Origin of the sequence: Candidatus Pantoea formicae (assembly GCF_011752625.1) — a bacterium.
GTDB lineage: Bacteria > Pseudomonadota > Gammaproteobacteria > Enterobacterales > Enterobacteriaceae > Pantoea > Pantoea formicae.
In genome coordinates, this window is sequence record NZ_VWXD01000003.1 from 298,869 (window position 1) to 320,791 (window position 21,923).

General features: G+C 51.5%; 22 protein-coding genes. 10 read left to right on the top strand and 12 right to left on the bottom strand.

Going from position 1 to position 21,923, the window contains the following annotated elements; all coding sequences use genetic code 11:
- Positions 1 to 7: 7 nt before the first annotated feature.
- From F3J38_RS10115 to F3J38_RS10130, 4 genes are all read right to left on the bottom strand, one after another.
- A complete protein-coding gene (locus tag F3J38_RS10115) occupies positions 8 to 955 on the bottom strand; it encodes a D-ribose ABC transporter substrate-binding protein (protein WP_167137851.1) in 948 nt (315 codons plus the stop codon).
- A gap of 69 nt (positions 956 to 1,024) precedes the next feature.
- A complete protein-coding gene (locus tag F3J38_RS10120) occupies positions 1,025 to 2,080 on the bottom strand; it encodes an ABC transporter permease (RefSeq protein ID WP_205298209.1) in 1,056 nt (351 codons plus the stop codon).
- Positions 2,081 to 2,102: 22 nt separating this feature from the next.
- Positions 2,103 to 3,641: a sugar ABC transporter ATP-binding protein gene (locus F3J38_RS10125; RefSeq protein WP_167137856.1), complete on the bottom strand. Its 1,539-nt coding sequence runs from the start codon at positions 3,639 to 3,641 to the stop codon at positions 2,103 to 2,105.
- Positions 3,638 to 4,291, bottom strand: a complete 654-nt coding sequence (locus F3J38_RS10130; RefSeq protein ID WP_167137859.1) for a DUF2291 domain-containing protein — start codon at positions 4,289 to 4,291, stop codon at positions 3,638 to 3,640. Before F3J38_RS10130 ends, F3J38_RS10125 begins: the two co-directional genes overlap by 4 nt.
- A gap of 411 nt (positions 4,292 to 4,702) precedes the next feature.
- Here F3J38_RS10130 and F3J38_RS10135 point away from each other — a divergent pair, with 411 nt between their 5' ends.
- Genes F3J38_RS10135 through F3J38_RS10150 form a run of 4 tightly spaced genes read left to right on the top strand, consistent with a single transcriptional unit; the run spans position 4,703 to position 9,713 of the window.
- The gene (locus F3J38_RS10135) at positions 4,703 to 6,253 is read left to right on the top strand and encodes an FGGY-family carbohydrate kinase (protein WP_167137862.1); all 1,551 of its coding nucleotides are present in this window, start codon (positions 4,703 to 4,705) and stop codon (positions 6,251 to 6,253) included.
- 10 nt (positions 6,254 to 6,263) lie between these two features.
- A complete protein-coding gene (locus F3J38_RS10140) occupies positions 6,264 to 7,790 on the top strand; it encodes a glycerol-3-phosphate dehydrogenase (protein ID WP_167137865.1) in 1,527 nt (508 codons plus the stop codon).
- Positions 7,791 to 7,793: 3 nt separating this feature from the next.
- On the top strand, positions 7,794 to 8,732 hold the full coding sequence (locus tag F3J38_RS10145; protein WP_167137868.1) for a sugar phosphate isomerase/epimerase family protein: 939 nt from the start codon (positions 7,794 to 7,796) through the stop codon (positions 8,730 to 8,732).
- A 24-nt stretch (positions 8,733 to 8,756) separates the two neighbouring features.
- Positions 8,757 to 9,713, top strand: a complete 957-nt coding sequence (locus F3J38_RS10150; protein WP_167137871.1) for a sugar-binding transcriptional regulator — start codon at positions 8,757 to 8,759, stop codon at positions 9,711 to 9,713.
- On the opposite strand, the gene F3J38_RS10155 is transcribed toward F3J38_RS10150, so the two are convergent.
- The 4 genes from F3J38_RS10155 to F3J38_RS10170 form a co-directional block, all read right to left on the bottom strand.
- Positions 9,699 to 10,250 carry a GNAT family N-acetyltransferase gene (locus F3J38_RS10155; RefSeq protein ID WP_167137874.1) on the bottom strand — a complete coding sequence of 184 codons (552 nt, stop codon included), beginning with the start codon at positions 10,248 to 10,250 and terminating at the stop codon, positions 9,699 to 9,701. The genes F3J38_RS10150 and F3J38_RS10155 overlap by 15 nt on opposite strands.
- Before the next feature lie 64 nt (positions 10,251 to 10,314).
- Complete coding sequence (locus tag F3J38_RS10160) at positions 10,315 to 11,055, bottom strand: DeoR/GlpR family DNA-binding transcription regulator (protein WP_167137877.1); 741 nt, start codon at positions 11,053 to 11,055, stop codon at positions 10,315 to 10,317.
- Positions 11,056 to 11,096: 41 nt separating this feature from the next.
- Positions 11,097 to 12,359 carry a DUF1479 domain-containing protein gene (locus tag F3J38_RS10165; RefSeq protein WP_167137880.1) on the bottom strand — a complete coding sequence of 421 codons (1,263 nt, stop codon included), beginning with the start codon at positions 12,357 to 12,359 and terminating at the stop codon, positions 11,097 to 11,099.
- Positions 12,360 to 12,522: 163 nt separating this feature from the next.
- Positions 12,523 to 13,176: a LuxR C-terminal-related transcriptional regulator gene (locus tag F3J38_RS10170; protein ID WP_167137884.1), complete on the bottom strand. Its 654-nt coding sequence runs from the start codon at positions 13,174 to 13,176 to the stop codon at positions 12,523 to 12,525.
- 349 nt (positions 13,177 to 13,525) lie between these two features.
- On the opposite strand from F3J38_RS10170, the gene F3J38_RS10175 reads away from it, so the two are divergent.
- Positions 13,526 to 14,293: a winged helix-turn-helix domain-containing protein gene (locus F3J38_RS10175; RefSeq protein WP_167137887.1), complete on the top strand. Its 768-nt coding sequence runs from the start codon at positions 13,526 to 13,528 to the stop codon at positions 14,291 to 14,293.
- Positions 14,290 to 14,769, top strand: coding sequence for a hypothetical protein (locus F3J38_RS10180; protein ID WP_167137890.1), 480 nt, complete (start codon positions 14,290 to 14,292; stop codon positions 14,767 to 14,769). Before F3J38_RS10175 ends, F3J38_RS10180 begins: the two co-directional genes overlap by 4 nt.
- Before the next feature lies 1 nt (position 14,770).
- On the opposite strand, the gene F3J38_RS10185 is transcribed toward F3J38_RS10180, so the two are convergent.
- The 3 genes from F3J38_RS10185 to F3J38_RS10195 form a co-directional block, all read right to left on the bottom strand.
- Positions 14,771 to 15,262: a P-loop nucleotide/nucleoside kinase family protein gene (locus tag F3J38_RS10185; protein WP_167137893.1), complete on the bottom strand. Its 492-nt coding sequence runs from the start codon at positions 15,260 to 15,262 to the stop codon at positions 14,771 to 14,773.
- A gap of 82 nt (positions 15,263 to 15,344) precedes the next feature.
- Positions 15,345 to 15,740 (bottom strand): VOC family protein, encoded by a 396-nt coding sequence (locus F3J38_RS10190; RefSeq protein WP_167137896.1) that lies wholly within the window; start codon positions 15,738 to 15,740, stop codon positions 15,345 to 15,347.
- Positions 15,741 to 15,865: 125 nt separating this feature from the next.
- Positions 15,866 to 16,165: a putative quinol monooxygenase gene (locus F3J38_RS10195; RefSeq protein WP_167137899.1), complete on the bottom strand. Its 300-nt coding sequence runs from the start codon at positions 16,163 to 16,165 to the stop codon at positions 15,866 to 15,868.
- 139 nt (positions 16,166 to 16,304) lie between these two features.
- Here F3J38_RS10195 and F3J38_RS10200 point away from each other — a divergent pair, with 139 nt between their 5' ends.
- Entirely contained in the window at positions 16,305 to 16,937 is a 633-nt protein-coding gene (locus tag F3J38_RS10200) for a LysE family translocator (protein WP_167137902.1), read from the top strand.
- A gap of 33 nt (positions 16,938 to 16,970) precedes the next feature.
- Here the strand turns inward: F3J38_RS10200 and ampC are convergent, their stop codons facing one another.
- Complete coding sequence (gene ampC, locus F3J38_RS10205) at positions 16,971 to 18,089, bottom strand: class C beta-lactamase (protein ID WP_167137905.1); 1,119 nt, start codon at positions 18,087 to 18,089, stop codon at positions 16,971 to 16,973.
- A gap of 287 nt (positions 18,090 to 18,376) precedes the next feature.
- Here ampC and F3J38_RS10210 point away from each other — a divergent pair, with 287 nt between their 5' ends.
- Genes F3J38_RS10210 through F3J38_RS10220 form a run of 3 tightly spaced genes read left to right on the top strand, consistent with a single transcriptional unit; the run spans position 18,377 to position 21,910 of the window.
- Positions 18,377 to 19,405, top strand: a complete 1,029-nt coding sequence (locus F3J38_RS10210; RefSeq protein ID WP_167137908.1) for a substrate-binding domain-containing protein — start codon at positions 18,377 to 18,379, stop codon at positions 19,403 to 19,405.
- Positions 19,406 to 19,415: 10 nt separating this feature from the next.
- The gene (locus F3J38_RS10215; protein WP_167137911.1) at positions 19,416 to 20,918 is read left to right on the top strand and encodes a sugar ABC transporter ATP-binding protein; all 1,503 of its coding nucleotides are present in this window, start codon (positions 19,416 to 19,418) and stop codon (positions 20,916 to 20,918) included.
- A complete protein-coding gene (locus F3J38_RS10220; protein ID WP_167137914.1) occupies positions 20,915 to 21,910 on the top strand; it encodes an ABC transporter permease in 996 nt (331 codons plus the stop codon). Before F3J38_RS10215 ends, F3J38_RS10220 begins: the two co-directional genes overlap by 4 nt.
- Positions 21,911 to 21,923: the final 13 nt, after the last annotated feature.

The window sequence follows — 21,923 nt, forward strand, 5'->3', positions numbered from 1 at the left end:
CTGCACCTTACTGTTTCAATACGAACGGAGAAACAAAGTTACCCGCATTTTCTTTAGTGATCAGAATACAGTCAAACAGCTGTTTCTCTGATGCCGCACCGGTTTTACCGGTTTTCAGGAAGCTATCCGCCTGCTCAACCGCTTTTTGCGCGAACTGCGCCACCGGTTGCATAACGGTATAAGCCAATGTACCGGCTTTAACGGCATCAACCGCATCCGGTGAACCATCAAAGCCGCCCACCTTGATCTGGTTCAGCTTGCCGGCTTCTTTCAACGCGGCAATGGCACCCAGCGCCATCTCATCGTTACCGCTGATGACGCCTTTAATGTTGGGATTAGCCTGCAGCAATGACTGCATTTTGTTGAAGCCCTGAGTACGATCCCAGTTTGCCACTTCCTGACCTACCTTCTTCAGTGTTGGGTACTGGGACAACACGGTATCAAAACCATTGGCACGGGTTGCCGCATTGTTGTCTGAAGGGGGGCCCACCAGTTCAACATAGTTAGCGGTATCGCCCACTTGTTTCACCCACTCCATGGCGCCCACGGCAGCGCCCTGCGCGTTGTTAGAGACCAATTGCGCTTTTGCCAGGCCGCTCTGGTTCAACTCCGCATTGATGATAAACACCGGAATATGTGCCGCAATGGCTTTTTTAACCGATCCCACCGATCCGTCAGCGTTAGCCGGATCGAGAATAATGGCTTTCGATTTGTTGGTGATCGCGGTATCGATGAGTTGGCTTTCCGTGTTGGTATCACCTTTGTGCGCGCTAACTTTGGCGCTGTAGCCCAGTTTCTCAGCGGCCTTTTGCGCCACTTGCCCCTCCGTCAGCCAATAGGGGTTTGAAGGGTCGTTGACGATGATGGTCATTAGGCCATTATCCGCCCAAGTGGGTGCAGCAAAGGTGGTAATGGCCATCGCTGCGGCAGCAATAAACAGACGTTTTGTGAACATAGGTGCTCCGTTATTATTTAGGGTACAGGTTTTACGGATAACCGCGCGCTGCCAAACAGCGCGCGTGAGTTAGCGACCGCGCTTGCCGTATTGCAAGGTATTGAGCAACACCGCCAGCACAATCACGGCGCCAGTGAACACCGTCTGCCAGTAGGCAGAAACACCGATAATCACCAAGCCATCAGAGAGAAAACCGATTACAAAAGCGCCCAGCAGCGTGCCACGCACGTTACCCCGCCCGCCGGTTAAGGCCGCGCCACCAATCACCACGGCAGCAATGGCCGTTAGCTCATAGGTGGTACCCGCCGTAGGACCGGCAGAAGTCAGCTGGGAAGAGAGCACCAGACCCGCCATGGCGGCACAGATGCCCGACAGCACATAAACGCTGATTTTGATGCGTTTCACCGGTACGCCGGAGAGGTCAGCAGCGCGCTCGTTGCCTCCTGACGCATAGAGCCAGCGACCAAAGGCCGAGCGACTGAGCAGGAAACCACAAGCCAGCGCTACCACGCCCAGTACCAGCACGCCAACCGGAATATTGAAGATGCGATTGAAACCCAGCCAGTCGAAGCCGGTGTTACCTAAAGCTTCGCTGCCGGAGAGTTTGTTGTAGGTCAGCCCGTTGGTGATCAGCAATGCGATGCCGCGCGCCACATACATAGTACCTAACGTCGCCACAAAGGCTGGCACACGGAACCAGGCAATCAGTACACCGTTGACCAATCCCACGAGTGCGCCCATCACCAGGGTTAAAATCGCCACCGCCCACACTGGCAGATACAACACCACGCCTAACGCTTCAAGGTTGATGCCCTGCATCATAAAACCGGCCATGACGCCCGCCAGGCCCAAGGTTGATCCCACGGACAAATCAATCCCGCCATTGAGGATCACCAGCAGCATGCCGATTGCCGGCAAGCCAAAGATGGCGACATGCGAGGCCATGGTCAGGAAGTTGGCACCGGTAAAGTAGTTAGGTGAAAGTAGAGAAAAAGTGGCGATAATCACCAGCAGCGCGATAAAGGCGCGCCCTTCCAGCAGCAACCGCGCCAGATTCAGGCTTTTCTCTGCCTTCTTCTTAGTGGTGACCGGCGGCGAATCCAGCGTTTGCGTTCTGTCTGTCATATCGTTTGCTCCGTTTTTCATGTCATGCCACCAGAGACTCGCCTGAAGCGGCCATAATGCGTTCTTTACTCACGCTGGAATCGAAGATGGCGTTAATGCGCCCTTTGCTCATCACCACAATGCGATGTGCGATGCTCAAGCACTCCCCCACTTCAGAGGTGGTATAGACCACCGCCAGCCCCTTTTTGGCGTTCTCCGCCAGCAGACGAAATACCTCGGCTTTGGCGCCGATATCGATGCCGCGACTGGGTTCATCCAGCAGAATGACTTTGGGACGCGTGGCCAGCATTTTGCCGATCACCACTTTCTGCTGATTACCGCCTGAAAGTGATCCAATCGCCGCCTCACCGCCGGCAGTTTTCACCGTGACGTTGCGGATACTGTCCGCCACCAGTTGTTTTTCGCGACGCGGTGACAGCACCAGACCACGGACGAACTCACTGATGCTGGCGAGTGACAGGTTTTCGCCCACCGACATGGTTTGCACCAGTCCATCGCGCTGGCGATCTTCAGGTACCAACGCCAGACCGATTTGAATGCGTTGCTGAATCGTCAGGCCAGAGACGTCGGTGTCCTGCAACAGAATGTGCCCGCTGCTCTGACGCAGTCGTCCAGCAATGCACTCCAGCAGTTCCGTACGCCCGGCACCCATCAACCCGTAGATGCAGACGATTTCTCCGGCTTTGACGCTCAGCGATAAATTGTCCACCAGCCGAATGCCGGTTTTACTTTTGAGGGTCAAATCCTGCACGGTAAGCGCCTGTTCACCAAAGGCGTAGCCCTCCGGTGGTGAACCGAGATCAAAGTGATCCCCCACCATGTTGCGCACGATCCATTCGAGATCTATCTCATCGCGCTTGGCGTAAGCGGTCATCACACCATCACGCAGCACGACCGCCCGATCGGTAATCTCCAACGCTTCCTCCAGATGATGCGAGATATAGACAATCGCCACGCCCTGGCTGGTGAGGTCACGAATCACCTGAAACAGCACCGAGACTTCTGCCGCACTCAGGGCCGAAGTAGGTTCATCCATGATCAAGATTTGTGAGTTCACAGAGAGCGCGCGTGCAATCTCAACAATTTGCTGCTGGCCGAGACGCAAATTCTCAACAGGCGTCAGCGGATCGATCTCCTCTTCTAGCGCCGCCATCAAGTGCGCGGTAATGCGTGCTTCCTCGGCATAATCCACGCCGCCTGGTTTCATGATTTCGCGCCCCATGAAGATGTTGTCGCGCACGTTCATGTTTGGCGCGAGATTCAGCTCCTGGTGGATGATCGAAATGCCGCAATCACGTGCTTCGGTCGCCGAGCGAAAAACTTTCTCTTCGCCGTTGTAAAGAATTTCCCCGGATGTTGGCGTAATCACGCCTGACAAGATTTTCATAAGTGTGGATTTGCCCGCGCCGTTTTCACCAAACAATGTGGTGACTTCGCCGCGGCGGATCTCGAAGTTCACGCCCTTCAGCGCGTGGGTCGAGCCATAAACTTTGCTGATATGGCGCGCTTCCAGGATCACTTCGCCTTTTAACAAGGCAGGATTAACGTTGAACGGTTTCATTTCACCTCCAGACTGACGGGCGTCACCATCCAGTTGGTGGGGGTTAACAGACGAAACACGCCAACCACCTGCACGGTTTTACCCGGCAGTGCATCACGATCCAGTTTGTCAAGAACGGCGGCTTTCATCGCGCGATTGATGGCCGAACCAGCATTTTGATACTCGATCTGGTTGGTAAAATCGCCGAATTGAATTTTGCCGCTAGCATCGCGTAAATCAGTGCCGGTAATGGCGGGTCCTGTTTGCAAACGAACCTGACTGCCTTCAGGCAATCCCTCGACTTTCAACGGGAAGATGCCCATTTGTCCGGGCTGTACTACCGCTTCCAGTTTCACCGGAATCACCGGCAACGGCGCACCCACACCATATTTCTGCACAGCTTCTTGCTGGTTGGCCTTCAACGCCTCAGCCAGGGTTTTCGCATCCACGGCACGACCTTCCACATCCTGCTGGATACCGGGGAAGGTTTTCTGACCGTAGCTATCTGGCGAGAAGCCCTGCTCTTGTGCATCTTGCGCTGAACCGATTTTCACCACCTTAGTGTCAAGCGCCATGGCAGCAATGACCGCTACCACCACCACGCCTATGAGGGTGTAGCGACGGGTGCGTTTTCGGCTGAGCTGCTGTGCAAGCATCGAGACATCGGACATATCGTGACCTCTCACTGTTATCTGCTGCGATAATCGCCGCGATAAATGTTATAAATGTGATAACTTGTGTGATGAGAATTGTTCTGATGTGACTAAATTGTCAACAGCGTAAGCACAATTTTTTCAGGAGAGAGATCTGGATCGCTAAATTAGGCCACCGACGACAAATTTGCTCCTTAAGCCGCACCATATCAGCATTCTATGTGTGATATCACATTTCCCCCTTCCCACTTTAGCCACGAATTTCGTGATCAATCTCGCTAACTGAAATGAAATTTATTCGTTTTATAGAAAAATAATACAGATGATATGTTATCTCAGTGAGAAGTGGTGTAAGACATTATTTAGCAAATTCATCACAGGGGATTAACACGGCGTGATGACTCAATTCTTCTTCCCTCGGAGGTGTACGTGAGTAATGGCGATATCATTCTGGGTCTGGATTCCGGCACTTCAGTGGTTAAAGCAGTGGCGTTTGATCTGGAAGGGTCACAGCTAGCGTGCGCCTCGGTGCGTAACCGCTATTACCGCAGTGAAGGTGGCGCAGCACAGCAATCCATGAGCCAAACCTGGCAGGATGCCGTCGATGCAATCCGCAAACTGGGCGATCGCGTAGAAAATCTTGCGGCGCGCGTGGTGGCAGTGGCTGTGACCGCACAAGGTGATGGCACTTGGCTGGTGGGTGCAAACAATCAACCGGTGGATGATGCCTGGATATGGCTGGATGCGCGTGCCGCACACACCGTTGAAACGCTTAATCAACATCCCCTTGCCACTGAGCGCTTTAAGGCAACCGGTACCGGGCTGAATACCTGCCAGCAAGGATCGCAGCTGGCACACATGGATCAACATTACCCAGAGCTACTGGCCAAAAGCGAAGTCGCTTTGCACTGCAAGGACTGGCTTTACCTCAATCTCACTGGCGTGCGGGCAACCGACCCCTCCGAAGCCAGCTTCACCTTTGGCAATTTCCGCACCCAGCGTTATGACGACACCGTGATTGCCGCGCTAGGACTGGAGCATTGCCGCCACCTGTTGCCTGAGATCATCGACGGCACACAGACTACCCACCCGCTCACCGCCGAAGCCGCCAACCTGACCGGGCTGCGGGCAGGCACGCCGATTTCGCTGGGTTACGTGGATATGGCGATGACCGCACTGGGTGCGGGAGTTCACACGGGTGAAACCAATACCGCCTGCTCAATTGTGGGGTCAACCGGCGTACATCTACGCAGCGTCACCATTGATGACGTCTGGCTTAATCCGGCGCAAACCGGTTATGTCATTCCGCTACCCTGGCCGGGCTTCGTCACACAAGTACAAACCAATATGGCCTCGACACTGAATTTGGACTGGCTACTCAATGTTGCCAGTGAACTGCTGAGCAACTTTGGTTGTGAAGTCGATCATGCTCGTCTGGTTTCACATATCGACCAATGGCTCAACAAAGCTGAGCCCGGCAGTTTGCTGTTCCATCCTTACATTTCAATCGCCGGAGAGCGCGGCCCATTCGTGAACGCCGATGCGCGCGCCAGCTTCACCGGACTTAACTATCAACACAATTTTGCTGACCTGGTGCGCGGCGTGATTGAAGGCATTGGTATGGCCGCTCGCGACTGTTATCAGGCCATGGGCAGTACGTTGCCAGGGGAAATTCGCCTTACCGGCGGTGCAGTGCGTTCTCAGCCACTGCGCCAGATCCTCTCTTCTTGTATTGGTGCGCCAGTGCGCATTAGCCAGCGTGATGAAGCGGGCGCTGCAGGTGCCGCCATGATGGCCGCGGTTGCCATTGGTGCTTATCCCTCTATGGCGCAGTGCGTCGAGAGTTGGGTGCGACCGCTGCTGGATGCACCGGAACCGCCTTCTGCGGAGCTATCGCAACGCTATAACCAACTTTTTCCCCATTATCAGCAGATCCGCAGCGATCTGCCTGCCGCCTGGCATGCACTGAACAAGTTTTAAGGAGTTAATCATGAGTGAAAATACGCTGGATCTGTTTGTGATAGGTGGCGGCATTAATGGTGCGGGCATTGCACGTGATGCAGCGGGTCGCGGTCTGTCTGTAATGATGTGTGAAAAAGACGATCTCGCTCAAGGCACCTCATCGCGCTCAGGCAAGCTGGTACACGGCGGGCTGCGTTATCTGGAATATTATGAGTTTCGTCTGGTGCGTGAAGCATTGATTGAACGCGAAGTTCTCCTCAATGCTGCGCCTCATATTATCTGGCCGATGCGTTTCGTATTGCCGCACAGCCCAACCGATCGCCCTGCCTGGTTGGTGCGTTTAGGGCTGTTTCTCTATGACCATCTCGGTGGGCGCAAGAAATTACCGGGTACGCGATCCCTAGACTTGATGCGCGATCCTGAAGGTGCACCGATCATCGATAGCTACAGCAAAGGTTTCGAATACTCTGACTGCTGGGTCGATGATGCAAGGCTGGTGGCCCTTAACGCACTGGATGCCGCTGAGCGCGGCGCCACGATTTTACCTCGTACGCGCTGTGTGTCCGCCAAGCGCCTCAGTGGCAAATGGGAAGTGACAGTACAAGATGAAACCAGCGGCACGCAGAAAACGGTGTTCGCCAAAGTGCTGGTTAACGCCGCAGGGCCGTGGGTGCTTGATATCGTCAATCAGGTAACGCAAACCAAGAGCAACCGCAGCGTGCGTCTGGTGAAAGGTTCGCACATTATCGTGCCGAAGTTCTGGGAAGGTCAGCAGGCGTATCTGGTGCAGAACACCGATAAGCGAGTGATTTTTATTAACCCTTATGAAGGCGACAAGGCGTTGATCGGCACCACCGACATCCCCTGGCAAGGTAAAGCCGAGGCGGTGACCGCCGACGACAGCGAGCAGCAGTACCTGATGGATGTGGTCAATCGCTACTTCAAAGTTAAGCTGCGCCCCAGCGATGTCATCACCCGCTTTTCGGGTGTCCGCCCACTGTTTGACGATGGCAAAGGTAATCCTTCAGCGGTCACGCGCGATTACGTGTTTGATCTTGATGATCAACAACAGGCGCCGCTTTTACATGTGTTCGGCGGCAAAATCACGACTTTCCGTAAGCTGGCAGAGCATGCCTTACAAAAACTTGCCCCCTTTTTCCCCATGATGGGAGCAGACTGGACCAGGGATGCCACCTTGCCTGGCGGGGATATGGCGCATGGCGATTTTGAATCCTTCCTTGAACAGGTGAAATCGCGCTGGCCATGGTTGCCCGCGCCCTTGCGTAAACACTATGCGCGCCTCTATGGTACGCGGATTGATAAAGTGCTGGGGCACGCCAGCAGTCTCAGCGAACTGGGGCAGCATTTTGGTGCACAGCTTTATGAAGCCGAAGTGCGCTATCTGGTTGAGAACGAGTGGGCACAACAGCCTGAGGATGTCCTGTGGCGCCGAACCAAACATCGGCTGCATCTCTCAGAGGAACAGCAGCAAGCGTTTAACCAGTGGTTCGTCTCGACGTTTACCGCCACTGTTCCGCTGCGGAAGGAGGCCTAAGGTATGCCGTTAACGCTCTCACTTAATACCAATCCGCTGGTGAATCGTTTTGCTGAACCGCAGGACTTGATTTACACCGTGGCGCAGCAGATCCGCATTCGTGACCTGCAACTGACCCACGAGTTTATTAATCCCGGTTGGCCTGCCGCAACCATTAAGCGCATGACACGCCTTATGCAGCAGGCACTGCGTGACACAGGTGTGCGCGTGACATCGGGCATGACTGGACCTTATGGTCGCCTCAATCATTTTGGCCACCCTGACGTCGAGGTGCGCCGCTACTATGTTGACTGGTTTAAGACCTTTGCTGATATTACTGCCGAGCTGGGCGGTGATGCAGTGGGTTCGCAATTCGCTATCTTCACGCAACAGGATTTCAATGATGTTAACCGGCGTGCAGCGTTGATAGATATCGCTATCGATTGCTGGGCCGAGGTAGCGGAACATGCGAAGGCTGCAGGATTAAAATATCTGTTTTGGGAGCCGATGAGCATTGGGCGCGAGTTTGGTGAAACCATTCCCGCGTGTCTCGCCTTGCAGCAGCGTTTGAGCAGCGAGTCATTCGCATTGCCGATGTGGATGATGGCGGATATCGATCATGGTGATGTCACTTCAGCAGACCCGCGTGATTATGACCCCTACGCCTGGGCCGAAGCGGTGCCGCGCTTTTCACCCATTATCCATATCAAACAGAGCATGATGGATAAAGGCGGCCACAGACCTTTTACATTGCAGTACAATGCGGGCGGCCGTATCCAGCCGCAGCCGTTGTTGGCGGCGCTGGCGCGCGGTGGCGCACAAGATAATGAGATTTGCCTTGAGTTAAGTTTCAAGGAGCGTGAACCCACCGATCGACAAGTGGTGGCAGATATCGCAGAAAGCGTGGCTTTTTGGGCGGCGCATATTGATACGGGCGTGCAGGATTTGCATCTGGCTTCTTAAAGCCAACTTCACCAGGAAATAGTTATGAAACCGGCTCCAACACCCGCTGAACGCGATGATTCTCTGGCTCTGCGTGCCGCCTGGCTCCATTACGTCGGCGGTTTGACGCAAGCTGAGGTGGCTAAGCGCCTCGGTTTACCCTCGGTCAAAACGCATCGCATGATTGCGCGCATGGTCGCGGAAGGCGCGGTAAAAGTGTCGATTGATGGCGATATCGTGGCCTGTGTTGCACTGGAAGATCAGCTTCGGGAAAAATACGGCCTACATTTTTGCCACGTTGCCCCGGACCTCGGTGAAGAGGGCTTGCCCGTACGTACTTTAGGCATGGCTGGCGCCGATTACTTGCGAAATCTGCTTAGCGCGCAACCGGCCATTACTCTGGGGCTGGGCCATGGTCGCACCCTGTCCGCCGCCATTCATCAACTTCCACGCATTGAAGCGCCACATATGCGTTTTGTCTCATTGCTTGGATGTTTAACCCGCAACTACGCGCTTAATCCTCACGACGTCATGCACCGTATCGCTGAAAAAACCGGTGCGCAGGCTTATATGATGCCCGTGCCTTTTTTTGCCAATACCCAGGAAGACCGTGGAGTGCTGCTCAAACAACGCGGAGTCAGCGAGGTGTTTGCGATGGCTGCGCAGAGTGAAGTTAAATTGGTCGGCATCGGTACTGTGGAACCCGCCGCCCAGTTAGTGGAAGCAGGCATGATTGACGAATCAGAGATCAATGATATTTCTCGATCCGGCGCCGTTGGCGAATTGTTGGGACATTTCTTTGATACACATGGACAGATGATTCATACCAGCTTGACCGCGCGCACGCTTTCCGTTGAGTTAGATCTCGCTCATCGGGCAGAAATTGTGGCGCTGGCAGGGGGCGTAACGAAAGTGGAGGCCATCCGCGCAGTGCTGGCCAGTGGATTGGTGACCGGTTTAATTACCGATGAATTAACGGCGCAGGCGTTAATCGCGGGCTAGTTCAGCGTGAAACTCATCCGCTAACAAACCCAGTAGCCAATCATCACGCCACTCACCGCCGAGAAAATAATTTTTCCGCAGTGTGCCCTCTTGCTGGAACCCGACTTTCAGCAATGTCTTACGTGACGCCTCATTTCCGGCCGTCACTGTGGCAACCAACTTGCGATAGCCTAATTCACGCAGTGCAAACTGGCTGATATCGCGTAATGATTCCGCGCCAAACCCCTGACCTTGCGCTGATGTTGCCAGCATAAATCCGACTTCGGCAATACCCTCGCCCCGGTCGATAAATCCCGTCAATCCCAGCGGCGTGGTGTTGCTCTTTTCCATGATCACCAGGCACAGCCAGTGGGTGCTGCCTTTGCGCCACTCAGGCAATCTCACCTCGAACTTTTCGCGGCGAATGGTCGCTTCAGGCAGGCGATCGGCCACAAATTGCATCACCTGTTCGTCGTGTCGCAACGCGAGATAGAATGGCCAATCTTCAGCGTTGATTTGACGATAGTGCAGTCGGTTGGAGTGGATATCGAAAAACATGCTATTCCTTCGACAAACTGGTTAACGCCGTAATTTAATGGCAGCAACAATCAATAACGAACGTCTATACCAAGCTTAAAATTGTGCCCTGAGAGATAAGTGCTTTTTGATACCCCTCGCCTATTTCTGCGTCGGTGACTACCTGCTTAAAAGGATGCGAAGGTGCCAGAGAATAGGGATGAATCTGCCCAAACTTCGAAGAGTCGGTCAATGCAATGGTATGCGTTTGCTTCTCCATGATCGCATTGACGACATCGCAGCGCAGCATATCCCGACCGGTGAATCCGGTTGCTGTATCCCAGCCGTCAATACCGATAAAGGCTTTGTGAAAATTAAGGTGTTGAATACAGAGTCGTGTTAAAGGGCCGACCACGGACTCGCTGCTTCTCTGAAAAAGGCCACCGAGAATAATTACATCTCCCCCCTTTTCCCGCAGTAAACCGGCAATATAGTGGCTGACGGTAATGATCGTGATATCGTCCCGGACACTGAGCTCACGTGCTAACAACGCATTGGTGCTGCCCCCTTCGATAAACACCGTTTCCCCTGTCTTCACCAGAGATGCTGCATATTCAGCCAAACGTTTTTTTACAGCAAAACGCGTTTGCATTCGTGCACCCACATCATCACTTTCTGGCGTCACGGCCGAACCGTGCACGCGACGCAGAAAGCCGCCCTTTTCCAACACATTGAGATCCTGGCGCACGGTGACTTCTGAAACACCGGTAGTAAGCGCCAGTTCGTTGACGCTGACACTGCCGCGTTCGCTAACCAGTTGGATAATCTGCTGATGACGTGCGTTCATAACACCTGCTGTCCTTAAATTTTCATCAAGCTTACCAGAATTCAACTTAAGCCGAGACTGCGGCGTCCGTTCAAATTCAATGATTCCACAGTGAAGCGATTCTGCCAGGTGGCTTCATAATCCTCTTTGGGGAAATCACCCGGTGATACACCCGTTGCCAATGACTGTGCGACGTGAGCGGCATAGGCTGCGTTTTTCTCACACAGGGGGGCAGCCGGGATATACATCACATTACCCCAACCTTTTTGATCCTGAACCGGCGCCACGGAGTGGATCACATCACAGTGCCACCACACCGAATCACCGGCTTCCATTGCTGGGATAGAGCACAAGCCCTGAATCAATTCTGGATGCCACTGCTCAGAAACCGGCAGCACTTTACCCGGCGCAACGCCACAGAGTTCATCTTCGGGCACATCTTTGAGCAGCGGACGTAGCAGCATATACGCCATGGCTTCCGGAACCGGCAGCACATGCAGTATCCCCTGGCCGAGTTGCATATCTGACAGCGCAGTCCAGCCCTGGAAGGTGCGAAATACTGAGCATTTGGTGGTGGTGCCAGCTTGGTATTCATTCACCTCGGTACGATGGGCGGCATCCCAAGGATCGTATTGATCAAATTGATTGTTGAATATTTTGGCAAAAACCCGCTGATAAGCGGGCAATAACCAACGTTCCAGCGCGCCGGAATCCGTATGTGCACCCAAACCTTTCGATGTGGTACCAGGCAGGCGACGGCGAATACGATCGGGATAGATAATGCTGACGTCAGGATCAAACCAGCGTTTGCCCTGGGATTCAAACGTCCAGAGGTGGTTGAGGAATGATTGTGTTTTTGCCATCGCATCGCTTTGGCGCGCCGTCATCTGTGCCTCGCTCCAATAGATGGGATAAATTTCGGGGCGTGACGCATCAAGGCTGCCAAAGAAATTATCACCTGGGCCTTGATAGACTTGGTCGAAATGATTGTCATCGAGGTATTTGAGCATCGATTCGTCCCAGCATAATGCCTGGTCGCGCGAAAAGGTCTGTTTCACCACCACACAACCACGGCGGCGAATATGCGCCTTCACCTCATCGCTTACGCGCCCTTCTGCGATCTCATCCCAGCTGAGTTGCGGCCATGCAGTGCCTTTCTGCGCCTCTTCTGCGCGTGCCGCAGCTATCTCGTTAACAATTTTGCTTCTCACTTGCTCAAACAGCCCTTCGACATCGCCGATTTGCTCTCTAAGCACTCTTTTCATCAAGCGTACGTTGTGTTTGAAATCATCTGGTTGTTGTTCTGAGGTGAAGATTGTGTTCATAGCGTTGCTCCGATTGCTTCGTTCGAAACCAATTTACACTTCATTCATAACAACCAGACAGCAATCAACCAACATAAATCGCATGATTTTAAGACATCAGTCACATTAAACCGCTAGTTTCAGCTTTCGTATGAAGCATGAAGGGGATTTCGAAAGCAGCAAGTTAATCGAGATAGCGATGATAACGAACATGGAGTTCCGCAAGGTTCTTCACATTAAGCTTGCGCATAGCGGCCTGTTTTTGGCTACTGATGGTTTTGATACTTTTCTCTTTGGCAACGGCAATATCGGTGACCGTTCTGCCACGATATATTGAACGGATAATGGTTCTTTCTGTGGCAGATAAAGAGAGCATCGCCTGCTCATCTTTTATTGCAGGTGATAAATCTTTAGTAGTATAGCTGCGTCTTAATAGGCGAGGGTTGTCTTCGAATCCCCATTCATTATTCTCTAATGCAGATAAAATTGCATTTTCAACATCCTTCTGACTGCTTTTCCTGTGTAATACCGCACGTACATTCATCATCTTATATTTTTGCATCACCTTATATTCTAATGTATGAGTCAAAATAACAACCGAAGAGGATAATGAGCAAGACTTAATAAGTGTCGTAATAGTATCAGCATTCGCAACTTCAGTATCGATTATCACTACGTGCATTCCCATCTCAATATCAATGGGTGTTTCATCACGAAAATGTACCGGACAATGTACCACGTTCACGCCCGAAAGCGTTGTGAGCATTGCGCGGACACCGTAGTAAGTAATAGGGTTAGGTGTAATTACCATTATATTTTTGTTTTTATGGATCAGCATGTTTCTCGCTTCTTTCTGATAAATCGCATTAAAAATAAATTCAATAAAATCGCAACATACGTCGATAACACTTTTAAAAAGATATTAACTTATGACATGCGATTAATCTGATGCGAATATTATTCACCGGCAATGTCGCTTTCAATACATCGGCTTTCATGTCACAAATAAGTCACCAGGAAATAATATTAAACTCTAAAATCAATGAGTTGAAGTAGTGACAAAGCGGTTACAGCAGCTTAACTGCCGCTAAAATGCTCAGAAGACCTTCTGATAACTCATGTTATACTTACCGCATCTGAGGTTGAAATGCTGGCTGTGTGTGGTGAGGTCAAGGTCGACGTTGAGTATGTTATTTTTTACCGATTCTGGTCTTATACGACTGGGTGATAAAGAGGTGCTACTGAGCAGGCAAAGCAAAATATGCCTGACGTTTCTGTGCGAGCACGCCGGTGAAATTATTTCTAAAGAGAGACTGCAAGATGCTTGCTGGAAACAGTATGGTACTGTGGTGTCAGAGAATACTGTCAGACAAACACTTTTTCGCCTTCGTAAATCTCTTGCATCATTAGGTGTTGTGGAGGATATCCTCGAAACACAGGGTTATGCAGGTTATCGATTAAGGCCTGATTACATTATAGTTGTGCCAAATACCCATGAATTTAGGCTGATGGAACAGCGATCGACGATCGAAACGGCAAAGGAGAACATACACCCTGACACTCATTCATTACAGCAACCTCTCAGCGCTGTTAAACCGATAGTATCTAAATCAAAACTGATTACCTGCATTCTCTTTTTATTTTGCCTGTTCTTTGCGACGGGTGCTTATCTTCGCAGTCAACAGTTTATTCACCCACTCCATTACAGCGAAGCCGTTAACCAAGACGGACACACCTTCTACATTTCAAATTACGTAAAAAACAATAATGCCGAGTTGATGTCCCGCGTGAACTATTGGCTTATTAAAATGAAAATAAAAACGACACAAAACAGCAAGATCTACATCAATTCTGACCATGGTAATTCGATAAACCTCTTTGTCTGTAATGGCGACATTGAAGCAGATAACTCTTACTGTGAGTCGATGGCAGTAATCGGGAGAAATCACCCATGAAAGTCGCCTTTATTGCCGCGAGCTGCCTGTTGATGATGTTCTTGGGATGGTTTTCGTTGCCTTATTTGCTACAACCCTTCTCCGGAGACTGCCGTAGCGAAACCTTAATCATTTACGATGAGCCTGAACGTACCGTGATAAGTCATGGATATTGGGACATTATGCGGGGCAGTCGTGAAGGCCATCTCAATGCCTATCTTGCCTTTATTTCACCGCAAGGCGATGAGCGAAAGGTCAATGTGGATAGAACAGTCAACCTTGATTACACCTATCACATTGACTCCTTGACGGCATCGACAAAAAAATCATTCCGCATCGCTGGCCCCGACACACAAGATCCGCTGGTCGGAAAATATATTGATCCGCTTGCCGATGAGAAATTCAGCGCACGCATTTATCTCTTCAAATTGGGGAACCAGTTGATTTCAGGTTTCCACTATCGCCCCCTGAATCGCTGCATGAAGCCGACATTCTGATTTATCCGTTCATCTCCAGCACGATACGATCTACGCACTGTTGAGCTGACAACAGTGCGCTGTCCAGTTGCAGTCGCTCCCGCAGCCAGGGTTGATATTCACGCTGCTCCACCGCCTGCCAGCTTGGCAATATATGGCCTTTGATATCTGCAACCCTGTTTTCAACACGAAAACGATGTTTATTCTTGTCAGAACAGATGATTTCCACCTCCAGAATTTCAGTGCCACTCAGTAATGCAATATCACGATAGGCATCACGAATCTGCATCAGGTCATTAACGGAATCCGTAATCACCGTGGAACCCAATAGCAAATTCTCCCGTGCGACGGCATAGGTTACAAAGTAGCCTTCTGGGCCGATAGGTTGATCTGCTACGCGAAGCGCCTGCTCAACACTGTCGACACGTAAATAAACGGCACTTAACTGCCGGGCTAACAAGCGCGCGATGGTGCTTTTTCCCGTACCGGGTAAGCCACTGAAGGTGATAAGCATAATGAGCTCGCAGGGTTATCGTGGTTCTGTGATTGAAAGGTGCTTAAGATGCCTATTTTAATTTCGAAATCTAGGGAGCCAACTATTTATTCTGATACAGATCCCAGCGGTTGCCGTAAATATCTTCAAATACCACCACGATGCCATATTCCTCTTCACGCGGTTCTTCACAGAACGTGACGCCGTTGGCTCTCATCTGGTGGTAATCGCGCCAGAAGTCATCCGTCTGCAAGAACAGAAATACGCGACCGCCACATTGGTTGCCAATAAAACCCTGCTGGCGCTCGTTGGATGCCTGCGCTAACAGTAGGTTACAGTCACTTTGCGGGTTTGGGTTCACCACGACCCAGCGCTTACCCGGTTGAGGTGTATCTTCGATTAAATGAAAACCTAATTTCTGCGTGTAATATTCAATCGCACGATCGTAGTCATCCACCACAATCGCAACATAACCCATACAACGTTTTTGTGTTCTCATCGTTTCTCCCTATATACCCTGCCCAATATTAGGCCTGTGAATCAAACCACTGATGACGCGCATCTCATATCAGACTCGCTTCGTTCAGAAAGAAAAAAGCAGACCGCAGCCTGCTTTATCAGTCGTTACGCGTTACCACCCGCAACTTTACGCAATGCCACGACTTCGGCCTGTTCTAATAAGGGTTCCAGGTCGGCGAACAATTTGACAATATGTGGCGCTTGAAGATGCTTATCCAGCAAGGCCTGGCTGGCCCACTCTTCAGTCCAGACAAAGCGACGTGGATTTTTACTGTCAATATTCAGCTGATAGGTGATACAGCCCTCTTCACGTAATGTCTCTTCAATAACACCACGAAATAATTGCTCAGCTTTATCTTCACAGCCTGGTTTTGCGGTCAGCAGTGCAACAACAGGAACCGTCATATTCATCTCCCTTTTAAATAAAAAATAAAAGCAGATTCAAATTAACCCAGCTTATTCCCGCTGTCAGTCTGAAAACGTGCGTTGTCTGCGACGAAGCATTCACGGCATAATCAGTGATTATTGACGCAAGGAGTAACGCATGCCTGAACTATCCAGTTGGTTAGCCTTTGCTCTTGTGGCATTGGGATTAGTGTTAACCCCCGGTCCTAACATGATTTACCTCGTTTCTCGCTCACTCTGCCAAGGCAAGCGAGCCGGCTATATTTCGCTGGGTGGTGTTGCGTTAGGTTTTGTTTTTTACATGCTGTGCGCGGCGCTGGGTATCACAGCCTGGTTGCTGGCCGTCCCCTGGGCGTATGATGCGCTGCGATTTGGCGGTGCGCTCTATTTGCTCTATCTCGCCTGGCAAGCATTGAAACCCGGTGGACGGTCACCCTTTGCGGTACGCGATCTGCCTGCTGATAACAATCGCAAGCTATTCACCATGGGCTTTCTCACCAACCTCGCAAATCCTAAAATTGCGATGATGTTTCTATCGCTGCTACCGCAATTTATTACGCCTCATCACGGCAGCGTATTATTACAGTCGTTGATATTAGGGGTTACCCAAATTGCGATTAGCCTGACGGTTAATGCGATTTTCATTACCACCGCAGGACAAGTGTCGACCTTTTTGCTGACTCGCCCAAGCTGGCAACGCATGCAACGTTGGTTGATGGGTACCGTCTTAGCGGGAATGGCCGTTAAACTGGCGTTGGATGCCCGAAAATAGCGTCAGGGCGCAATCTGCGCCCTGGGTTAAGCGTTACTTGCTTAATTGCTGAATGATTTTATCCGCAGCGATCACGCGGTCATCATTCGGGAACCATTTATTCGCCAGCATAATAACGGCAAGGTTCTGTGACGGAATAAACACGGCATAGGTTGAGAAACCGTTAGTCGAACCTGTCTTGTTAAACCACGCCTGTTGAGGCGCTGCCTGTGGTGGTGAGATTAACGTCGCTGACATCCCTTTCATAATGCGCTGACCGCTGTTGCCATCGACGAGCTGTTTCTGACTGACCGGCAGCGGATAATATTCCCACATCATCGCTTGAGTGAAGGCATCGGTCTGATAGTAGCCTTGATGCGTGCGGGCAATCGCCTGCTGCCATTCAGGGGCGATTTTCCGCTCGTTCAGCTGAATAGAAAGCCAACGTATCAGGTCGGCGGATGTGGATTTCAGCCCATAAGATTCCGCATCCAACGGCCCCGGCGTCACGCGTACCGGCTTATCCTGTTTGTTGTAACCTTGTGCATACTGCCCCATGGCTGATGCGGGCACCTGAATAAAGGTGTGGTGCATGCCCATCGCCGGCAGCAATTGTTGCTCCATCGCGCTGATGAACGGCTGCTGCAGACTTTTTGCAGCAATCATCCCCAGCATGCCAATGCCCAGATTGGAATAAACTCGCACACTGCCGGGTTTGGCATTTGGCTGCCAGTGTTTATACCAGTCCATCAGCTGTTGCTGATTTGTCACCTCATCAGGCACAAATAAAGGCGTTCCGGCGGTATGTGTAGCAAGATTCAACAGCGAAACCTGATCAAATGCACTGCCCTTAAGTTCTGGCAACCATTGACTGGCTTTATCGCTAAACTGCAGTTTTTTCTGCTGTGCAGCATAACTGGCTAAGGTTGCGGTAAAGGTTTTACTCAACGAACCGATCTCAAACAGCGTCTGCTCGGTAATCGGCTGACGGGTTTCCTTTGACGCCACGCCGTAATTGTAAAATTCAGTTTTACCGTCATGCAGAATGGCAACGGCCATACCAGGTATCTGATATTGCTGCATTAAGGGTTTGATGATGGTGTCGGGCGACGCAGCGTGCGCCAGTGCATTGCCACCCACCAGCAACGCCAATACCGTCAGTTGTTTAAGCATGAAAATTCCTTTTCTTTCAGTGAATACATGATTTCAGCGCGTGATTATAAAATCCTGCCAATTAATCACCAAACCCAATGTTGTGCTAACGCTGGGAAAGTGAAGATGATCACAATCATGAAACATTTCATTAACCGTTAATTGATCTTTTTTCCGCCAGCTTTTATAGCTTATGAAAATTATTTCAGGCATCAGAAATAATTTTCAGCACCTACCCCGGCTCGTTTTACCGCGTTTAGTTGTCACGGCTGAGCCTTCAAAATTCAGCGTCTGCTCCGGGGAAAAACATGAAAAAGATCGCCTCAATTCTGGTCGGCCTCACTCTCGCCAGCACACTTGTCAGCACATCACAGGCCGCCGACGACACACCACAATTTCGCTGTAAACCCGGCGAAACTTACTACATGAACGTTATGGTAACCGGTGTTGAATATTGGTTCCCGGTCTATGAGATGTTCAAACAAGCCGCGCACCAGTTAGGCTGTAAAACCGTGTATGGCGGTACTCCCGCTTATGACGTCAACCAACAGTTAGCCAGCTTTGAACAGGTTCTGGCACAAAAGCCCGCGGGGATTTTCCTTCACCCCATGAATCCTGACCCGTTTATTGAGCCCATCAATCGCGCTGCCGAAATGGGCATTCCGGTAGTGACTTTTGCTGCTGATTCGCCCAACAGTAAACGCGTCGCCTACATCACGTCTGACAACTTCCGTGAAGGAAAAGCTGCGGCAGATGAGTTAGGTAAAGCCATGGGTAAAGATGCCGAATTCGCCGTGTTAGAGAATCCCGGCCAGGATAACCACGACCGAAGAGTCACAGCGTTCGTCAATGAAATGAAAGCGGCATTTCCTGACAGCAAGTTAGTGGCGCGTGCAGCAACTTATCAGGACCCTTCCAAAGCCTATAACGCCGTGCTGTCGATGTTACAGGCTCATCCCAATCTGAAAGGCATCTTTATGCCGGAAGCCAGTTCGGCGATTGGGGCTGCGCAAGCGGTGGCGGAAAACGGCGGTAAAGTGAAAGTCATGACGGTGGACGTCAATGCCAAAGTGTTGGATATGATCAAAAGCGGACAGGTATTTGGTGCCATCAACCCGAATCAGGGCATTCAGGGCTACATGGGCTTTATGACCCTATTCCTTGCCGCTCATCCAGAGCTTATTGACCCAATGAATGACGCTAAACGTCAAGGCGTCAATCCCTTCTCGTTCCCGATTCTTGATAACGGTTACGCGGTTGTCACTAAAGACAATGCCGACGATTTTCGTTGGGATAGTTATCTGAAACGCCGTGGCACCAAAGGCATTAACGAGTAAGGAGCCGATCATGACAGCACTGCTGGAACTGCGCGGTATCAGTAAACGTTTTGGTGCCGTCAAGGCGTTGCAGGAGGTCGACCTCACATTGCAGGCCGGTGAGATTCACGCGTTGGCAGGTGAAAACGGGGCCGGAAAATCGACCCTGATGAACATCATTGACGGCATCCTGCGCCCGGATAGTGGTGAAATCTGGCTGGATGGGAAACCCGTTACCATCCGCTCGCCGCGTGAAGCGCAGCAGTTGGGCATCGGTTTAGTACACCAGGAAATCGCTCTGTGTCCGGATATCAGTATCTATGAAAATATCTGGATGGCACATCAACAGCGCGGCCTGCTGTTACCCCATAAAGCATTGCGGGAACGCGCGCAGCAGGTGATGAATCGCCTTGCCCCTATTCCCGTGAGTCAAAAAGTCGGCGAGCTGTCGCTGTCTCAGCAGCAGCTTGTAGAGATAGCGAAAGCCCTCACGCTGGATTGTCGGTTGCTGATACTCGATGAACCCACTGCTGCCCTTACTGAACCAGAAGCGCAGACGCTGTTTAGCATTGTGCGCCAACTGCGCGACCAGGGCATTACGGTGGTGTATATCAGCCATCGCATGGCGGAGATTTTCGCGCTCTGCCAACACATCACTATTCTGCGCGATGGCCGCACCGTTCACAGTGCTCCCCTCCATAGCATGACGGCAGATGAGGTGATCACGCGATTAGTCGGCCGAGAGTTGTCCCAGCTCTATCCTGATAAACGGCCCGTCAATGACACCCCGCCTTTACTTGAAGTGCGGAATCTCAGTGATGGGAAACGCTTTCACGATATTCATTTTAACCTGCGTCCGGGGGAAATCCTCGGGATTGGCGGCTTGATGGGTGCGGGTCGCAGCGAGATTGCGCAGGGCATTTGTGCACTGCATCCGATCACTCGCGGCAGTATCAGTATCAAAGGTTTACCGGTGCGGTTAAAGGATTATGCGGCGAGTATTCAGCAGCGGATGGTCTATTTATCTGAAGACCGCAAAGACGCGGGACTGTTTCTGGCGATGCCGATTGACTGGAATATCTCCGCATTGGACATCCGTGCTGTCAGCCATCACGGCTTAACGCTCAGCCCGCGTCGTGAACGTGTGCAAGCGGAAGCTCTGGCACAGCAGGTCAAACTAAAACGCGGCAAGTTAAGCGACCCCGTGTCGTCACTTTCCGGTGGTAACCAGCAAAAAGTGGCGCTGGCACGCGTGCTATCGGTGCAGCCGGAAATCGTGTTTCTGGATGAGCCCACACGTGGCGTGGATGTGAGCGCTAAAGCGGAAATATATCAAATACTCGCTAATCTGGCAGACAACGGTGTCGGTTTGGTTGTGATTTCGTCGGAACTGCCTGAGCTGATCGGACTCTGTGATCGCATTATTGTCATTCATGAAGGACGAATCAGTGGTGAAGTCACGGGAGAAGCGATGACAGAAGAGAATCTGATGCGGCTCGCGGCTGGCATCGCAACGCAAGCGGAGGCCCTATGACCATGAACACGACCTTGCCCACTGCAGGAAAATCCCGTCTGTCCCTGTTTGGCGGTCTGCATAAACAGCGCGAAATCGGCTTGATCGTCATTATTGCGCTGATCTTTGTGGTGATGAGTTTTACCTCGCCCTATTTCCTCACCTGGGCCAACATGAAAGCCATGCTGCTGTCGTTTTCGATTGAGGGCATTGTGGTGATCGGCATGACCATTCTATTGATTGTCGGCGGTATCGACCTGTCTGTCGGCGCGGTGGTATGTCTATCAATGGTTGTCGCAGGCCAGCTCTTTCTTAGCGGGATCGACCCCTGGCTTGCCAGCCTTGGCGGTATTGTCGCTGCCGCATTGGTGGGATTGTTAATGGGTCTCACGGTCACTAAAATTGGCCTCAGTCACTTTATTGCTTCATTGGCAGCCATGGTGATAGTTCGCGGGTTATGCATGATCATTACCCAAGGTACCCCGTTGTCACTGTTCACCCTTCCTGCCAGCTTCAAGTTTCTTGGTCAGGGCACGCTGTGGGGTATACCCTTCGTCATCATTCTCTTCTTCGTGCTGGTCGCCCTTTTCGACTTTTTGCTGCGAAAGGCCACGCTATTCCGCAAGGTGTTTTACACCGGCAGCAATGAACGTGCCGCAGCTTACTCAGGCATCAACATCAATCGGATTAAGTTGTGGGTCACGGTGTTGACTTCCACGTTGGCAGGCGTCGCGGGCATCATCTACATGGCGCGTCTCGGTTCTGCTACCCCCACCTTTGGCGTCGGTATGGAATTGAACGTAATTGCTGCTGCCGTCATTGGCGGTGCCAGTTTGAAAGGCGGTACCGGGTCCATTCTCGGCGCGGTCTTGGGCGTGGCCCTGCTCTCCATCGTTACCAGCTCACTGATTCTGATTAACGTGTCGGTCTACTGGCAAGACCTGATCAAGGGATTGATTTTGTTGGCTGCCGTTTCGATTGATCATCTGCTGAATAAATATCGCGCGGCATAAGGATGAAACCTTA

Coding starts and splice junctions, on each gene's coding strand:
- F3J38_RS10115 (WP_167137851.1), bottom strand. CDS start 955: ATGTTCACAAAACGTCTGTTTATTGCTGCCGCAGCGATGGCCATTACC.
- F3J38_RS10120 (WP_205298209.1), bottom strand. CDS start 2,080: ATGACAGACAGAACGCAAACGCTGGATTCGCCGCCGGTCACCACTAAG.
- F3J38_RS10125 (WP_167137856.1), bottom strand. CDS start 3,641: ATGAAACCGTTCAACGTTAATCCTGCCTTGTTAAAAGGCGAAGTGATC.
- F3J38_RS10130 (WP_167137859.1), bottom strand. CDS start 4,291: ATGTCCGATGTCTCGATGCTTGCACAGCAGCTCAGCCGAAAACGCACC.
- F3J38_RS10140 (WP_167137865.1), top strand. CDS start 6,264: ATGAGTGAAAATACGCTGGATCTGTTTGTGATAGGTGGCGGCATTAAT.
- F3J38_RS10145 (WP_167137868.1), top strand. CDS start 7,794: ATGCCGTTAACGCTCTCACTTAATACCAATCCGCTGGTGAATCGTTTT.
- F3J38_RS10150 (WP_167137871.1), top strand. CDS start 8,757: ATGAAACCGGCTCCAACACCCGCTGAACGCGATGATTCTCTGGCTCTG.
- F3J38_RS10155 (WP_167137874.1), bottom strand. CDS start 10,250: ATGTTTTTCGATATCCACTCCAACCGACTGCACTATCGTCAAATCAAC.
- F3J38_RS10160 (WP_167137877.1), bottom strand. CDS start 11,055: ATGAACGCACGTCATCAGCAGATTATCCAACTGGTTAGCGAACGCGGC.
- F3J38_RS10165 (WP_167137880.1), bottom strand. CDS start 12,359: ATGAACACAATCTTCACCTCAGAACAACAACCAGATGATTTCAAACAC.
- F3J38_RS10170 (WP_167137884.1), bottom strand. CDS start 13,176: ATGCTGATCCATAAAAACAAAAATATAATGGTAATTACACCTAACCCT.
- F3J38_RS10175 (WP_167137887.1), top strand. CDS start 13,526: ATGTTATTTTTTACCGATTCTGGTCTTATACGACTGGGTGATAAAGAG.
- F3J38_RS10180 (WP_167137890.1), top strand. CDS start 14,290: ATGAAAGTCGCCTTTATTGCCGCGAGCTGCCTGTTGATGATGTTCTTG.
- F3J38_RS10185 (WP_167137893.1), bottom strand. CDS start 15,262: ATGCTTATCACCTTCAGTGGCTTACCCGGTACGGGAAAAAGCACCATC.
- F3J38_RS10190 (WP_167137896.1), bottom strand. CDS start 15,740: ATGAGAACACAAAAACGTTGTATGGGTTATGTTGCGATTGTGGTGGAT.
- F3J38_RS10195 (WP_167137899.1), bottom strand. CDS start 16,165: ATGACGGTTCCTGTTGTTGCACTGCTGACCGCAAAACCAGGCTGTGAA.
- F3J38_RS10200 (WP_167137902.1), top strand. CDS start 16,305: ATGCCTGAACTATCCAGTTGGTTAGCCTTTGCTCTTGTGGCATTGGGA.
- ampC (WP_167137905.1), bottom strand. CDS start 18,089: ATGCTTAAACAACTGACGGTATTGGCGTTGCTGGTGGGTGGCAATGCA.
- F3J38_RS10210 (WP_167137908.1), top strand. CDS start 18,377: ATGAAAAAGATCGCCTCAATTCTGGTCGGCCTCACTCTCGCCAGCACA.
- F3J38_RS10215 (WP_167137911.1), top strand. CDS start 19,416: ATGACAGCACTGCTGGAACTGCGCGGTATCAGTAAACGTTTTGGTGCC.
- F3J38_RS10220 (WP_167137914.1), top strand. CDS start 20,915: ATGACCATGAACACGACCTTGCCCACTGCAGGAAAATCCCGTCTGTCC.